11 protein-coding genes are annotated in these 15,600 nt (G+C 46.6%); 2 read left to right on the top strand and 9 right to left on the bottom strand.

Annotated features, from left to right (window positions below; translation table 11 throughout):
* Positions 1-56: 56 nt before the first annotated feature.
* The 5 genes from OXH39_02935 to OXH39_02915 all read right to left on the bottom strand — a co-directional run bounded on the left by OXH39_02935 (position 57) and on the right by OXH39_02915 (position 9,410).
* Entirely contained in the window at positions 57-2,864 is a 2,808-nt protein-coding gene (locus OXH39_02935) for a sigma-70 family RNA polymerase sigma factor (GenBank protein MCY3549389.1), read from the bottom strand.
* A gap of 112 nt (positions 2,865-2,976) precedes the next feature.
* Positions 2,977-5,718: a sigma-70 family RNA polymerase sigma factor gene (locus tag OXH39_02930; protein MCY3549388.1), complete on the bottom strand. Its 2,742-nt coding sequence runs from the start codon at positions 5,716-5,718 to the stop codon at positions 2,977-2,979.
* 460 nt (positions 5,719-6,178) lie between these two features.
* Positions 6,179-6,877 carry a molybdenum cofactor guanylyltransferase gene (locus tag OXH39_02925; GenBank protein ID MCY3549387.1) on the bottom strand — a complete coding sequence of 233 codons (699 nt, stop codon included), beginning with the start codon at positions 6,875-6,877 and terminating at the stop codon, positions 6,179-6,181.
* The gene (locus OXH39_02920; GenBank protein MCY3549386.1) at positions 6,858-8,021 is read right to left on the bottom strand and encodes a M20/M25/M40 family metallo-hydrolase; all 1,164 of its coding nucleotides are present in this window, start codon (positions 8,019-8,021) and stop codon (positions 6,858-6,860) included. Before OXH39_02920 ends, OXH39_02925 begins: the two co-directional genes overlap by 20 nt.
* 9 nt (positions 8,022-8,030) lie before the next feature.
* On the bottom strand, positions 8,031-9,410 hold the full coding sequence (locus OXH39_02915) for a sulfatase-like hydrolase/transferase (GenBank protein MCY3549385.1): 1,380 nt from the start codon (positions 9,408-9,410) through the stop codon (positions 8,031-8,033).
* Positions 9,411-9,793: 383 nt separating this feature from the next.
* On the opposite strand from OXH39_02915, the gene OXH39_02910 reads away from it, so the two are divergent.
* Positions 9,794-10,195, top strand: coding sequence for a hypothetical protein (locus tag OXH39_02910; GenBank protein ID MCY3549384.1), 402 nt, complete (start codon positions 9,794-9,796; stop codon positions 10,193-10,195).
* A 22-nt stretch (positions 10,196-10,217) separates the two neighbouring features.
* Positions 10,218-10,640 carry a VOC family protein gene (locus tag OXH39_02905; GenBank protein MCY3549383.1) on the top strand — a complete coding sequence of 141 codons (423 nt, stop codon included), beginning with the start codon at positions 10,218-10,220 and terminating at the stop codon, positions 10,638-10,640.
* Here the strand turns inward: OXH39_02905 and OXH39_02900 are convergent.
* The 4 genes from OXH39_02900 to OXH39_02885 all read right to left on the bottom strand — a co-directional run.
* On the bottom strand, positions 10,637-11,452 hold the full coding sequence (locus OXH39_02900) for a M55 family metallopeptidase (GenBank protein ID MCY3549382.1): 816 nt from the start codon (positions 11,450-11,452) through the stop codon (positions 10,637-10,639). The two genes, OXH39_02905 and OXH39_02900, sit on opposite strands and share 4 nt — an antisense overlap.
* 78 nt (positions 11,453-11,530) lie before the next feature.
* Positions 11,531-14,272 (bottom strand): leucine-rich repeat domain-containing protein, encoded by a 2,742-nt coding sequence (locus OXH39_02895; GenBank protein ID MCY3549381.1) that lies wholly within the window; start codon positions 14,270-14,272, stop codon positions 11,531-11,533.
* A 452-nt stretch (positions 14,273-14,724) separates the two neighbouring features.
* Positions 14,725-15,009, bottom strand: coding sequence for a hypothetical protein (locus tag OXH39_02890; protein MCY3549380.1), 285 nt, complete (start codon positions 15,007-15,009; stop codon positions 14,725-14,727).
* Between the two features lie 354 nt (positions 15,010-15,363).
* On the bottom strand, positions 15,364-15,600 hold a 237-nt coding region (locus OXH39_02885; GenBank protein ID MCY3549379.1), incomplete at its 5' end, for a hypothetical protein.

Here is a 15,600-nt window from a genome sequence, read left to right as displayed (position 1 = left end):
CAATGTGCACACTTACAAAACATGTATCTAACAAACAAGGTGATGTGTGTTGGGTACTACGACTCAGAACGTTCAAAACGGAGCACGCCACGATGTTCGGTGCCAACGTAAAAGGCATCTCTATCAACAACGAGAGAAGTTATAGTATCCGGAATTTCAGGCACAATTTGTTGCCAAGTCCCTGTTTCCTTTTCTAAGTGATAGATGCCGTCATCATTCGCGCCATAAACAGTATCCCCTGCTGTTGCTAACGACTTAATGATTACGTCTTTCCCCGCTTTATCGGTGATTGCATTCCACACAACACCATCTATTGAATTGAAAACGCCTTTGTCAGTTGCGATATGAACCGTCGAATCGGCAAAGACAATTTGATTGAAGTGCGCAACAGGTAGCGGTAGGTTTGATGTAATGTCGTTCCAACTATCTCCACCATCAAGCGATTGGACGAGATGTCCATCCCGCTTACCGACGTATACTGTTTCACCCGATGTAGCAAGTTTAAAACCTCGACCCATATTTTCACGCGTGAGTTCACAAGTTTCCTCTACACCGGTATCCGACCATCTTGTGTCACCCGGTTTCCATCGGAAGAGTTTATAGTTGTACTCCATATAGTACGTTTCTCCACTCACCGCGAAGTTGCCGTATAAGCCTTCCAACATCAATGTGTAAGTTAGTTGATGCTCGTCTTGTTTTTGATCCAACAGTTTTAAAAAGCATTCTGCGCCAAATCTCGGATTCTCGCGTATTATCTGCGTTGATAAATCCTCAGAATCAGCGTCCGGATCTGTAGAGCTGGTAAAGGTAATTTGGCCCTCTTGTTTCGGTAGCCGGTAAGAATCAAAGGGGAGTGTTATTCCCTTGAACACGGTCCACATGAGCCTTCCTGAATCTCGCGAAGGCGGTGTCTTTCCCTCTCTAAAAATATAACCCTCTACAGGAAATAAGCAATTTTTGTCTGGATCTAAACGATAGTAGGCCGTCTCACAATTACGTCGAATCCCTTTTGCATATAGGACACCATTGACTTCGGAAATCTGTCCAATTAGCGGCGTGTCTTCCCTATCTTTGAGTTTCGCATTGAACTTTGGTACCGTAAGGGTATACCTTGCCCGTTCGATGTCAACAGCAGTCCAGGAACTACCTGCGTCTGTTGATTTGACCACACCGCCAACAACCGTCGCGTACAGCACCTTAGATGCTTTTGAATTTGGACTCGTCTCTAAACTGATTAAATTATCCACACGGCACTCAAACCTTGTATTGAATCGGTGCCACGTTTCACCGCCATCCTTTGATTGATGGATTCCAGGGATGCCACCAGTATAAAAGGTGTTTTCGTCTAAAGCGACAGCAGAACCCACACTAAACTGCATAGATGTAATACCGGAAGATTCTGTGGAACGCCAAGTGTTTCCAAAGTCCGTTGAGCGAGCCACAACGCCTTCCTCTCCACCTATCAGTAAAACAGTTTTCCCAGATGCGACCAGTTTAATCGACGGCAACGTTTTCATTATCAAATTTCGGGCATCTGTAGGCGTTACATCTGTCCAAGAATCGCCTGCATCGGTTGATCGGAATACCCACCACGAATCTTTACTGATGTCACACAAATTATGGTAATTTTCATCTGGCGTTCCGTCACCTTCCATTATATTTACCTCTACGGCGACATAGATAGTGTCTTCAGACACCGCCAAAGAACGCACTACCACAGTATTGTCCACTGGCAACTGTAGGTGTTCCCAAGTTCCCGTCTTGAAGCGGTAGATTCCCAGAGAGGTTCCGGCAAACAGAGTGCCTCCGCTCAACTGTAATGTATAAATTCCCGATTTCTGTGTGAAGCGGCTGTCTAAACCGTTGTTCATGTTTATCCACGAATTTCCAGCATCGTCAGATCGGAAAATACCTTCATTAAGGACAATATAAAAGGTATCTTCTGTAATCAGTAATTCCCTCACATGCCCGTTTGGACAAGGACCGATAGAATTCCAAGTTTTGCCCCCATCCGTTGAAGCAAACATTTCATCAGATGGGATAATATAGAGCGTCCCGTTGTGTTCAGCAATAGGGATATTGCCCTTGGTCCCTTGACGTAAAAGATCCGCGTTAACAAGTTGCCATTCATTTTCACCCGCAGGTAATTTGTAAATGTTCTCATAACCCATCACTGCATAGAGCGACCCATCCGAAGTTTTCGTTAATGTCCCTACTGGAACCGCTACACCGGGTTCATTCATCTGAATCCACTTCATAACATCCTCCATGAGATCATCTGACACGTGGAAGCCGCCCAAGGCCTCGCGAACCACCGGTGCTTCTTTCCTTAATCGTTTTCGGGCGCGGTGGAGTCGACTCTTGACCGTGTTCGGTGACATCTCCAGAAAGTCGCCGATTTCTTCACAACTCATCTCACTCAGATAGTGAAGTGCCACGACTGTCCGTTCATTCGCGGTCAGTTTTTGCAGAAGGTATTCAACGATTTCGCGTTGTTTTTCTGTCGCCGACCTTTCAGTTTGTTCTGCCATATACTGGGTGTAGAACAGTGCCTCTACTTCTGCTTCACTCATCGCTTCCAAGGATTGCATCGGATTTTTTTTCTCGCCGAGCCATGTGAGAAAACAGCGTGTAGCAATCATATAAAGCCATCCTGAAAACCGATTTGGATTCCTTAGTGTGCTGAGTTTTTCGTAAGCTCTGAGAAAAGTATCCTGCGTAATCTCTTCAGCGATGTGGTAATCCCTCACCCTCCGCCATACGAACGCGTGTATCTGCTTTTCGTACTTTTTCACAAGAGCAGTGAAAGCCACTTCGTCGCCCACCAAGATACGTTCGATCCATTTTGCATCGTCGTTTTTCATCTGTATCCTCCAATCAACAACATTGGCTTGTGACACGTGACAGGTATCATAGGTAAGAGGGTTGCAAATTCGTAATTTTCTGGCTCAAATGTCTTGAAAAATCCCTTACCCTTCAATCTTGACATGACAAAGCACCGGTCCGTTCAAAACGAAGTACGCCGCGATGTTCGGTGCCAACGTAAAAGGTATCTTCATCAACAACAAGAGAAGTCACAACGCCTGAAATTTCCGGGGCGACTTGTTCCCAAGTGTCTGTATCGCTTCGCAGGCGATAGATGCCTTCATCGTTAGCACCGTAAACGGAATCCCCTATTGTTGCCAACGACTTGATGATAACAGGCTCTTCCGTCTCATCGGTCAGCAGACCCCAAGTAACACCGTCCTTTGAATTGAAGACACCTTTGTCAGTTGCAACGTGAACTGTTGAGTCGGCAAAGACAATTTGATTGAAGTGTTCAACAGACAGCGGCAGGCTTGATGTAATGTCGTTCCAAGTGTCCCCGCCATCAAGCGACTGTAAGAGATGCCCATCCCGTTTGCCGACATATACAATCTCACCCGACGCAGCAATTTTAAAGCCTCTCCATATATTATACCGTGAGAGTTCACCGGTCTCCTCTACACCGGTGTCGTGCCATTCTGAGTCACCAGATTTCCATCGGAAGAGTTTGTAGTTGTATTCCATATAAAACGTTTCATCACTAACAGTGAAACTTCCACTTAACCCTGCTTGAACCATTTCATACGCCAGTCGAGCATCTATTTGTCCCAATCGCTGGAAAAAGAGGTCTGCCCCAAAAACCGAGTTTTCAAATAGCGGTCTGCCAGTCAACGGATCCGTTTCAAAAACTGGAGTCTTTCCTCTTGTGCCACGTAACGTATGGTGGAATAGTTCACGTGAATCAAAAGAGGGCGGTACGCTCTCAGCACAGGTTAAGGCACTGTCATCATTGGACAATCGAAAAATCAAAACTTCGGACTTCCTCCGCTTTACTTTAGCATAGAGAACGTTATCAGTCTCTGCTATCTGCGTGACCTCCAGCGTCGTTTCCCTATACTTACCGTGCGATAGGACCATCTCCGCATCAACAGCATTCCATGATACGCCTCCATCGGTTGATTTAACGACATCTCCACCGATCCTATCAACCGATTTTGCGATTTCTCTCCCAACCTTTGCATAAAGGACAGTGGGTATCCCTTGAACTTGATCCGTCATGAAACCGACTAAATTATCAACTCGGCTCTCCAACCTCGTATTAAATCGGTGCCAAGTTTTACCACTATCGGTTGAACGATGTACCCCACTGTTTCCGGCTATATAAAACGTGTTTTCGTCCAACACTAAGGTCTTTCTCACGCTACCCCACGTAGCGGAAATACCTGTAGGTTGTAAGGGAGTCCACGTATCTCCCCTATCCATCGAACGCACCATCGTCCCATCCTCTTTTCCCACCGCCAAAAGCGTCTTTCCCGTAGCAATCAACGTTATATCGGGACGCAAACCTGTCAGATTCCAAGCGTTCATGGGTGTTACGTCTGTCCATGAATCTCCGCCATCAATTGAACGGAAAATCCACCACGAACGTTTTTCGCCCTTCCACAGTTGTTCCCAAACCCCTTCCGATGCACCATAGAATCTTAAAAAATTCACTGATGCTGCAACATAAATCTGGTCCTCATACACCGCGAGAGAACTGACATGTACAATGTCATCCACTGGCAGCTGTAGGTATTTCCAACGCCCCTCATCAAGGCGATAGGGTCCGATATCTGTCATTACAAACAGCGTGTCTTGGTTTATTCGTAATGAGTGAACCCCAGAATGGTCTGCCAAACGACTGTCCAAACCATCATTCATGGCCTCCCACGAATTGCCAGCATCATCGGACCGAAATATCCCATGACCAAGGCAGAGATAGAAGGCATCTTCCGTTATCAAAAGTTCTCGCGTATAACCTTTTGGACAGGGACCAACAAATTCCCATGTTACACCCCCATCGGTTGACGCAAACAATTCATGAGATGGAATAATATAAAGTATACCATCCCGCTCTGCTATGGGTATTTCGCCGCGAGTATTCTGATGCAGAAAGTTAGCATTTACAAGCTGCCATGCCTCCTCACCCATTGGCAATTTGTAGATACTTTCATCCTCCACAACAACATAAAGGGTATTTTCCGAAGTTGCAGACAGGGTTCCTACTGACCCTGCCACACCGGGTTCATTTACCTGCGTCCATTTCATAATGTCATCCATAAGGTCATCAGAGTTCTGAAAGTTGCCTAATGTTTCGCGAACCATAGATTCCTCCCCTTTCAGCCGCTTCCGAGCGCGATGGAGTTGACTCTTAATCGTATTCGGCGATACCTCCAGAAAATCACCAATCTCTTCACACGTCATTTCACTGAGGTAATGAAGCACCACCGTTGTCCGCTCACGCGCCGGTAATTTTTGAAGGAGGTACGCAACGACTTGGCGTTGCTTTTCTGTCGCCAACTTTTCAGTCTGTTCCGCCATATATTGGGCGTAAAACAGTGCTTCTACTTCTGCTTCACTCATCGCTTCTAAGGACTGCATGTGGATTCTTTTCTGGCCAAGCCATGTAAGGAAACAACGGGTAGCGATCATATAAAGCCATCCCGAAAACCGGTTTGGATTCCTCAGCGTGCCAAGTTTTTCATAAGCCCTGAGAAAAGTATCCTGCGTAATCTCTTCAGCAGCGTGGTAGTCCCTTACCCTCCGCCATACGAACGCGTGTATCTGCTTTTCATATTTTTTTACAAGAGCAGTGAAGGCATATTCGTCGCCCGCCAAGATGCGTTCAATCCATTTTGCATCGTCGTTTTTCATCGTATCCTCCAATCAACAACATTGCCTTGTGACACGTGACAGATATTATAGGCGATAGGGTTGCAAATTCGTAATTTTCCGTTTCAAATGTCTTAAAAATTTCTTCAGCATCCCAGAATTGGAAGGTATTCATAGTAAAATCCGAAAATATATTGGATAACTGTTCAACGAATAAGGTCCCTACTACTGCTGGCGAGGATTGTATCCTCGCCTTCCGCTAATGCTAACGACGTTGATTATCTGCGGCATTTTGTAGCGTAAATTTTTGGTTTTCGGACACAGAAGCACAGACGAACAGTCTATGCTACAACACTTCTGATCATCTAATAGATTCGGATACATAGGTGGCAACTTGGGTTAACTATAGGTACAAAGAGGGAGATCTTCAACGAAAAGGTTTAAAAAAGGTATCGAAATCAAAGCGCAAGTTTACGCGGGTTGTAGAAAGTGTAAAAAAGCCTTAATCCAGAGTTTGGGACCTCATATAAGAATCCGCTTTCTCAAAATCTTCAGGTGTGTTGATGTTAAAAAAGGACATACCTTCTGCATCAAACCTCTGCCAGACTTCAGGTGAAACGCGTTGGATATGTGCACGTTCCGCGAGTGCATGAACACGCAATTCGGACTCCTGCAGCATCAACTCAATGATAGGCAGACAACGTTTAGCGTAGGCAGCACACAACGTTTGGAGGGTTATCTGATCGTTGCTGTGGGTGGGGTTTGTAACCTTGATGTCCTGATTACGGCAGAACGGAGTCTGCCTACTACCGTGCGTGTAAGGCATCACTGCATCGTATTCACCTAAGATAGAAATTAGATAGGAGAGTAGCTTGGGTTGTAAAAAGGGGTTATCACACCCAACGCAAAGCACCGCGTCATGCGAAGCGTACGTCAAGCCGGTATAGATACCCCCCAAGGCACCAGTATCCGGGATAATATCACCGTGCATCGGCACGTTGAGGTGCGCATATTCAGTTGGTGTATTGGTGATAAGCAAAAGTTCGTCAACAACAAGGTGCATGCAGCGGATAACGTGTTCAATGAGTGAATCGTCACCGAGTTGAATTAACGCCTTGTTCTGCCCCATCCGCCGACTCCGACCCCCCGCGAGGATAACACCCGTAACTGGAAGTGTTTTCTTAGGCATGTTCAATGACATCGACAATTAACTCACCTACCTGTTGTAGACTTTCAACATTGAGTAAATCGCTTCTATCCCGTTTTGAGTGAATCCTCAAAGCAGCACTACCCACATCGCCTGCCGTTAGCGTAACCGTTTCAAACCCACGGCTCGCAATCGGAATGCTATCCAACCCAACACCGATCGGTAGGTAACGTTCCGAAACCTGTATGCCGAGCGACTCACCTGATGTCCGAAATAGACTTATTAATGCACGCGTTGTCCGGACGGGTGGAATTCCGTAGCGTGTAACAACGCTAACGCCATTCCCAACGCCGAGTCCGTCTAAATTAATAACGTAGGTATTTTCTCGGTCATACTCATCGGTATGTGCTTGGACATAGCGTAATGCACCGCACATGCCGTATTCTTCGGCACCAGCGGCGAGGAATGTGACAGATTTTCTTTCACCACGCTCGACAACCGCACGTGCTACTTCAAGCATAACCCCAACACCCGAAGCGTTATCAAACGCCCCCGGAGAGTGGTTTTGCGTCAAATTGATTTGTAAAAGCAATAGACAAAAAGTGGTGATTCCAGCAATACTCCAGACGATGGCATCAGGTAACCAGACACCCCTGCCAACTTTAACGACCATCACGATTGTCAATATAACAAGACCGATAATTGCGATACCGTAAGCTGCTGCACGCACAGCAATTGGCAATACCTGTGACTTGGAGTCATAATGTGCGACGAACAAAAAAGCAGGGGTGTTATTGTCTGGCTTCCCACTATTTGTTGCGATAATATTTTCTGTGCGATGTTTTTTACCAACATCATACACTCCTTCAAGCCGTTTGTGCCACTGCGTAAAGGACATTGCTACAGAAAGGCTCAATAGACAGGCGACACATACAGGTATTGGAAATCGCTCGCCGAACCATGGCACAGATAAAACGACCGGCACAAAGAGAGCAGAAAGGAGGCGAGGCAATACTTCGGCGGGGAATTTTGTGAATGAGAAGGGTTCCCATGAAACATTGAGTCCCAACGCTTTGAATTTTTGGACGATGTAGTCTTGTGCTTTTGTCTCACCCGCGCTGCCTACGAGTCTCGGAAAAGCGAGTTGTGTGATGTGGTGATATGCACGTTCTGCATCATAAGTGCGGTTCGTATCCATCCCAATTTATCAATCCTTACCCAATTCCGACCGGAATCGTCTCCCTAAACGTCCTTTGAGTGTTCCCGCAATTTTGCGTTCTGACTGCGCGATGTTGTGCAGCTCCGCGGGATCGTTTTCCAAATCGTAGAGTTCGGTTACGTCGTTGTAGTTTTCGATGAGTTTATGTGTTGTTGTCCGAATGCATCGGAAGTTTCGGAGCGCACTCACCGTTTCAGTGCGATGCGTTTCGGTTTCACCACGCAGGACAGGTACAATAGACTTGGCATCAATACGCGGCAACACCGGCACGCCAGCGAAGTCGCATATCGTTGGATTCAGATCAATCAACTCAACCAAACCGTCTGAAACCTGATTTCTTGGGATGCCAGGTCCAGCGACGATAAGTGGCACTTGCAATGAGGCTTCATAGGCGACGCTCTTGGTGTAGAGTCCGTGATCTCCAAGCATCTCTCCATGGTCGCTTGAGTAAATGATATAGGTATTGTCAAGCATTCCTCGCTGTTCGAGCGCGCGGATCATTTCGCCGATCTGGTCATCAATGAGTTCTGTCGCTGCGCAGTATTGCTGACGTGTTACAGTAATCTCTTCAGGACTGATATTAACAACGCGCCGTTTGACCCACTCAGGCTTCCCCTCCATATCGTCAACGATAGCCGGAGGCATCTCAGCATTCCGATACTTGTCGCCATATTCAGTCGGTGGATCGAACGGATCATGCGGTCCGACGAAACTCACGAACATGTGCCATGGGAAGTCGTCAGGAATGGTTTCAATAAATTCTGTCGCACGTCTGCCGATGTAAGTATCAGCGAAATCCTCCGTTGAGAGAACGGAATCGTGAGAACCGTTTTTAATCCAGCCGCCACTGCTCCGTTTCCGATAATCTTCGTGGAACGCCGTGAGCATGCCTTTCTCCTGAAGGTAGTGGGTATAAGGACCGATAGGCGTTGGTGAACTTCCAGCATGCATTTTGCCCTCACACTCTTCAGGATGTGTGAATCCCCAACTGTAGGTGCGTGGACGGTCACCGTAGCGTCCGTTATAGCCATCGGGTTTCGCAAGATCGAGTTTTCCGACACATCCAACGCGATAGCCGTGATCGCGGAGTTGCTGATAGTAGGTCGGCACGGTGGCGGGCAAAAAACTCCCATTGTCCACTGCCCCTAATCGAGAGGGTTGCAGTCCAGAAGCGAGTGCGATTCGTGATGGTGCACAGACGGGCGCATTGACTGTACAGCTTGGGAAACTTACACCCCCTTCTGCTAACCGCCGTAAGTTAGGGGTATTGAGTGCGGTAGGCGCACCCTCAACAGTTTCCAGATAGTCGTATCGGTGCTGGTCGGACATGATAAAGAGAACATTCGGTCTGTCAGTTTTTCGGGTCATTGTTCCTCGCTTCATAGTTGAATTGCAATTGCCTGATACCCATCCTCAACAAGACTGACGGCTTCCTTGCGGTTGATTTCCAACATTTCGCCGAGGGTGATTTTCAGCGTATCCAGCAATTCGTCGCGCGTTCTTTCTTGGCAATTTACGCTGCGGATTTCCTGGATTCGTCCGACCCACCATTCTCCACGTTGTTGAATGAGCGCAGTGTGTCATAAGATTTTCCTGTTTCTATTGTTTAAGATATTATACATGGTAACACACACATTCTCAATTAAAAACCAAAAATCAAAAATCTTGTTATCTTGACAAATAAGTGTAAAAAGGGTATAATTCTTAAAAATGAGCAGGGTTCATGCGATTAACACAGAAAGTAATTCTTTATGAGTGAAGAAAAGGAAAAAAAGAAGAATGAACTCCACATAACAAAAGAGTGGACAATTGCATTTCTGATACTCATAGGTGCTATGATAGTAGTATATGTAATGAGGGTTAAACCCAAAGATACAACCCTAAAACAAGGTTTGCTAAACATTAGTGCTTTAATACCACTCTTTACTTATATTTCTTCAGTCTTAACTGAAATTGGGGAGGGTATCGTAATGATAGCCAAAGCTCTATACGATAACTGGCGGGAAAAGAAACAAAAGGAAAGGGAAAAAGAATTGGACAATGCTCGGCTTGCCGGTGAGCAGAAAATGTATAATCAATGGGTTGAATGGGCAGACAATGGGAGGGAAGAGTCAGCCCGCCCCAGACCGCCTCAATCCTCCGAAAAATCCTGATAAGAGCTTAAGGAGATCCATAATGGCAGTTTTTTTACACACACGGGTTCGCGTCAGCGACCTTGACGGTTCTATCGATTGGTATTGCGATCACTTGGGGTTTGAAGTCCTCAGTCGGAGTGATAAATCCCCGGCTGGCAACCAGATCGTACATCTTGAACTTCCGGGCAACGCACATACATTAGAATTAACCTATTCACCCGATTTTGAACTTCAAGTCCAAGAAGATCTGATGCACTTTGCCATCGGTGTTCCAGATATTGTCGAATTTTGCGACGGGTTGGAGAAGGCAGGGTTGGAAATTTGGCCCGATGAGTGGCGCGAACAGTTCACATCCGGTGGAATGAAAATGGCATTCATTACCGACCCAGATGGTTACGAAGTCGAGATTTTAGAACGTGCAGATGCCTCTGGCGATCCGCTCGATGTGCTTGACGAATCCTAAGCGTAGGGCCAGAACTGATTCCACGCCGTCAGCCAATCTTTTGCGTGGCTTTCAACGGTGACAGGACCCGTTATTTCAACGCCTGCGCGTCCTTTAAATTCCGCGAGTTTATCGACGCTTGCGAGTTCGATTTTGATTGTTGTTGGTGCATCAGGAACGTAAGGTTTAACTCGTGTCAGGTCTGTAAGTGCATCTCTTGCTGCGTCCTCAATCAATTGGCGGGCACGCACCGGTGGGAGTTGCCTGGCACTAAATCGGCTTAACCCTTGTTTAACGGCGACTGTAGGCAGCGCGTCGCCGAGGAGTTCTTTGGCTTCTCGGCAGACTGCCGCGTCGCCTGTGACAAGCGCGACCGGCACACCGTAGCACCCATTGAGTGCGGCGTTCACCCCAGTTTCACCGACAAGGTCATCGTTGAACCAGAGATTACGGTATTGTACACTGGAAATCGTATGACATAACACACCATCAGGCGTGCCGTTGCGGGCATGCATACCGATGAGTAAGCACGCATCACACCCATCCTTCCACATATCCTCGTAGCGTCCCCATCCGTGATGTGCTACCCATTCACAATCCGGATGAATTTTATCAGGGATAAGGGAATTAAAGGTCCAACCTTGTCCTGCGCCATGACAATCCACAACGACAATCTCTGTCGCGCCAGCGGCTTTTGCACCACGTACTGCGGCGTTAATCTCTTCCGTATAGAGGTGCCGACCTTCTTCAAACATTGCCGCGCCACCGCTCACTTGATCCCACACGACAATGCCGCTGACACCTTCCATATCCGACATAATGAGTACTCGCATTGTTCCACTTCCTTCTGTAGGCTTTCCCATCAGTATAGAATGACAATTCTTAAAATGCAAGTAGAAAAGAAGAAGCGATTAATCTTGAGATTTCACATCCGCCCACTTCCACAACACCTTATTTGCCGCTGAAACATGCCCCCGCAACCGCACTGTCGCTAACGCACGACGATCACCCGATAACGAGACCTCTTCCAGACGATAGTAATACGGGACATTCGCTTCAGCCGTTGTATCCTGATAGGTATAGGTGTTCTGTTCAGTCGTCGTGCCAGCACCTACAATCAAACTTGGAGACACTCGGACAAAATCTGATGATCTCTCCCGACTCCGCAGCACATAAAAACCTGCATTCTCCAGCTCTGATGCCGTCGTCCATTCGACGATAACGCCTGATTCTGTATGCTCTGAACGGAACTGCGATAACACAACTCGCAATTGACGACTTGACTTAGAGGGCGCAGCAGGAACTGACTCCTCCACATTCCAAGAATCTGCTAACTTCCCGTCAAGTGGAAAACGGTAATAAGCAAGGTGATCGCGACGCAGCCCCTTTAGTTTTACGTCCCACGCCTTATCGTATTGACGGAATATCACATCTCCGGGTGGTGCCCAGCGTGTATCTTTGACTCGGAAATCTTCGTTCATATTACTGGCAGTGTCAACAGTAATGGCTCTAATGAGCTTAATACAAAATTTCTGAGATGATAGTTTCAGCGGCTGATTCTGGTTCTGGCTCAAGAGAAGTTCACTATTCAAATGTTTTATAGAAGCGTCGTCTGTCTCAGGGGGTGTGAGGGAAAAAGCCAAAGTCTCTGCGTCCTCTATAGGGATGAGAGCCCTCTCTGATACTTTAAACCATTTATCTCGATGATCTTCGGAATAAATGCGCATTTCTACACTGAAGCGATACTGTGTTGTATTCTGAATCCAGAACATGCCTTTGGCGAAGTCTATCTTGATGACGACGAGTGCTGGGGGTGGACGGTAGCGGATATCTTCATCGTAGGCGTGCCCAAACGCAATGAATTCAGAGGCGGTATTTGTAACGGGCCCTATCTGCCCCAATGGGGTGAGTGCCGCCCCTGCGCGTACGATGAGTCGCACGGTTCCAGTGGCATCGGCGGGCAGTCCAATCCTTGCGGGGTATATCTGTGTCGGTTGTATTGCGGGTGCGAGTTCTTTCAAGGCTGCGGCACCTGTGCCAGTAGCGAGTTTGGTCTCAATGATAATATCCTCCATCTGAAACTCGGTGATCGGTTCAGAGAATTTTATAGTGATTCCAAATTCATCGATGGGTTGATCTTCTGGATAGTCTTCAAAGGTCACAGTAAGTCCGGAAAGCGTTGGGTCGGGAGCAATCGGAGCTTTGTTGTCTGCGGTTGCGGTGAAACGCACGCTGAGTTCGTCATGCTGCAGATCAGTCACTGATGTCGTCTTTGCTGGGACGACTGCATCCACCGTGTGGGTTTGCCCAGCATTTCCGAGGATAATGGAAACTCTTGTCAATCCATCGTTTCCTGTAACTGCCTCCGACGCAGTTTTGGTGCCATCAGGTGCTGTAACCGTCCAGGTGACAGGCACTCCCTTGAAATTTGGGTTCTCCCCGTACTGGAAAGTCGTAGAGGCTCTCGCCACAAATGTATGTCTTGTCCCAGGTCTCCCTACGTGATTTTTCGCAGATTCACCCTCAAACGCAAACGTGAAGGATGAATACCGAGTATTAATACCAGCCGCTATGAGAGCTGGAATCTCTGTGTAGAGAGAGTCGTAGTCGAGGTTCCAGTTCCAGTTCAGATCAATTATGGATGTGACTTTTCCTGCCTGCTGGAGCCCTATCAAAGGTGTAATATCTGTCAACAACCGGCCTCTCTGAGCTCCAGTTCTGCCGGAGTGTGTCAGGAAACGCAGATCCAGTTTCGTCAACGTGGCATCTGTCGGTAAACGATCTAACACCGATAGATCTGAGATTGGAGTCCCTAAAAGATTTAAGTCGTTCAGATTTGATAAAGCAGGTAACGTCTCTGATAGTGTCTCGTGAGTAATGTTGGTACCATTCAGATGTAATAGTTGAAGGTTTGTTAAAGTCCTCAGGGGTGAGATGTCTTGAAGCCCGAGGTTTACTGGAAGCCACAAACGCGTTAAGGCAGTGAGCCCACTGAGATGGGATACATCCGTAATCTGATTGTAACTTAGATTTAGGATTGTCAATGCTGTTAAACCCTTCAATGGTTCGAGATTTGACAGTGAACGATTTCCAGTCTCCGTGCTGGCTCCAAGATCTAAATTTGTCAACGCCGTTAACTCCCGCAGTGGTTCAAGATCTGTAATGGATTGTTCGGAAAGATCCAGTTGTTTCAACTTTGTTAGTTTCGTCAGGGCTGATATATCCGTGATGCTGGGTCCCTGGTCATCAATATCACCATGCTTAATCAGGAAAGTATCGCCTGGGAGTCGTAGTTCTTCCAAATTTGTAAGGTCCGCCAGAGGGGATAGGTCAGTGATATGTTCATAAAAGAGAGTTATAATCTTTAAATTGGTTGCATATTCGAGGCCGGTGAGATCGGTAATTTTGGTGTTACCGAAGCCGCTTGTCCCCGCCGGTGTCCGCGCAATTATTTCGTTATTCATGTCGCCTATGCCACTCATCTCACCCTCGGTGATTGTATCTCCTGAATCCTTGCCGAGTAGTCCTTCGATGATAGCACGGAGCTCAGTATCCGGGATACTCACGGCATCATTTGGTCCTGCGTTCGTCTTATGGAGGAGTGTGGGAAATAAAATACAACATACGGAAATGGTGAAGAGAAATTTTTTCATCTAAAATATACCTCCCTATTTCTACAAGTTCTAATTTCATTTCTATAAAGTGAAAGTGAGTTTGAGAACAAAAGGTGGGGTTTCCAATTATCCAGATACGTCTCAAACAGGTTGGTTTCCAAAGTCCATTTACCGCAGCAGGAGATAGGTAGAGATCGAACTGCAGTGCGTGAACGAAAACAGTCACAATAGGAAAAAAAGGGGACAGACGCGAAAAAGCTACGCCAGCAGCAAACGCTGACGCAGCGGTGTGAAGGGATATGTGAAGCAATTCTACTTATCGGGTGTAAAGTGGGGGGGGGGCAGCACGCCTTGTTAGTAAGTTACTAACAGGCCAATACCACGCAGCAGCTCGCAAACCACCTACAGGGTGGAACGAAGAAAATAGCCATTTGGCGATGAACCGGTCTGCTTTTGAGAAACACACGTCCTTAACCAGAACAATAAACAACCTAAGGAAGTTCTTCAATATCGCCTCCGTACTCAAGTCTCTTTTTGTATTCGTTCTCGAAAATCCGCTGAATCCGCTGAAACTCTTTCCAATTTATAAAACCCGAGAGCGCGCATTTCACATCAACGCCGTGTTTATCTCCCGCAGCATAATACTCAACCTGAATAGTAAACTGATCAAAATTCCTATGGTCGATAGAAATTCTTGATGCCTTCTTAATTTCATGTTGAGTGCCAGAGACTTCTGTTATTGTTATATCAACAGGATCATGCCATATAAATAACATTGTGAACCTCATTTATGAAACGGTGTAAAATTACCAAATACACATAATATATTACGGTGATTCAGTATATTTATCAGTGGTCCCTTTTATGAGTAGATTTGTAGATGGGAAGCGACATATATCTTCCCATCTACGATAGCAGTTTTTGAGTTGACCGTCGGTGTTGAGTAGACCATCTACCCTCTAACCGCCACCGCCGACTGGACGGGAGACTGAATTTTCTTTTGTCAATATCAAGTCTCAAGTTGTTGTGCCCTTTTTCATTTCTATAGTGTGAGTTTGAAAATAAAAGGTGGTTTCCAACTATCCAGATACACCTCAAACAGGTTGATTTCCAAACTGCATACGATCGTCTCATTTGAGGATAAACCGTATCAATAACAAGCCGATGCCAAAGAAGCCTATCCCGAAGCCAATGGCGGTCCAGCGCCACTTGCGAAGCTGTTTAAGCCGCCGATGTGCTACATCGTTCGACTCCTTGATCTTTTCTTGTAAATTTAGTGCCGATGCGGACTGACGCATATCAGGATGCCAGTGTGCCACTTGACTTTCAAAAATTGATCGTGGGACCTCTATGAACCAGTTATTGCG

It is taken from the genome of Candidatus Poribacteria bacterium (assembly GCA_026702755.1).
Taxonomy (GTDB): domain Bacteria; phylum Poribacteria; class WGA-4E; order WGA-4E; family WGA-3G; genus WGA-3G.
This window is presented reverse-complemented; position numbering and strand designations above follow the sequence as displayed.

Bases quoted from the DNA above. Each gene is read 5' to 3' on its own strand.
- OXH39_02935 (MCY3549389.1), bottom strand. From the start codon at position 2,864: ATGAAAAACGACGATGCAAAATGGATCGAACGTATCTTGGTGGGCGAC.
- OXH39_02930 (MCY3549388.1), bottom strand. From the start codon at position 5,718: ATGAAAAACGACGATGCAAAATGGATTGAACGCATCTTGGCGGGCGAC.
- OXH39_02925 (MCY3549387.1), bottom strand. From the start codon at position 6,877: ATGTCATTGAACATGCCTAAGAAAACACTTCCAGTTACGGGTGTTATC.
- OXH39_02920 (MCY3549386.1), bottom strand. From the start codon at position 8,021: ATGGATACGAACCGCACTTATGATGCAGAACGTGCATATCACCACATC.
- OXH39_02915 (MCY3549385.1), bottom strand. From the start codon at position 9,410: ATGACCCGAAAAACTGACAGACCGAATGTTCTCTTTATCATGTCCGAC.
- OXH39_02910 (MCY3549384.1), top strand. From the start codon at position 9,794: ATGAGTGAAGAAAAGGAAAAAAAGAAGAATGAACTCCACATAACAAAA.
- OXH39_02905 (MCY3549383.1), top strand. From the start codon at position 10,218: ATGGCAGTTTTTTTACACACACGGGTTCGCGTCAGCGACCTTGACGGT.
- OXH39_02900 (MCY3549382.1), bottom strand. From the start codon at position 11,452: ATGCGAGTACTCATTATGTCGGATATGGAAGGTGTCAGCGGCATTGTC.
- OXH39_02895 (MCY3549381.1), bottom strand. From the start codon at position 14,272: ATGAAAAAATTTCTCTTCACCATTTCCGTATGTTGTATTTTATTTCCC.
- OXH39_02890 (MCY3549380.1), bottom strand. From the start codon at position 15,009: ATGTTATTTATATGGCATGATCCTGTTGATATAACAATAACAGAAGTC.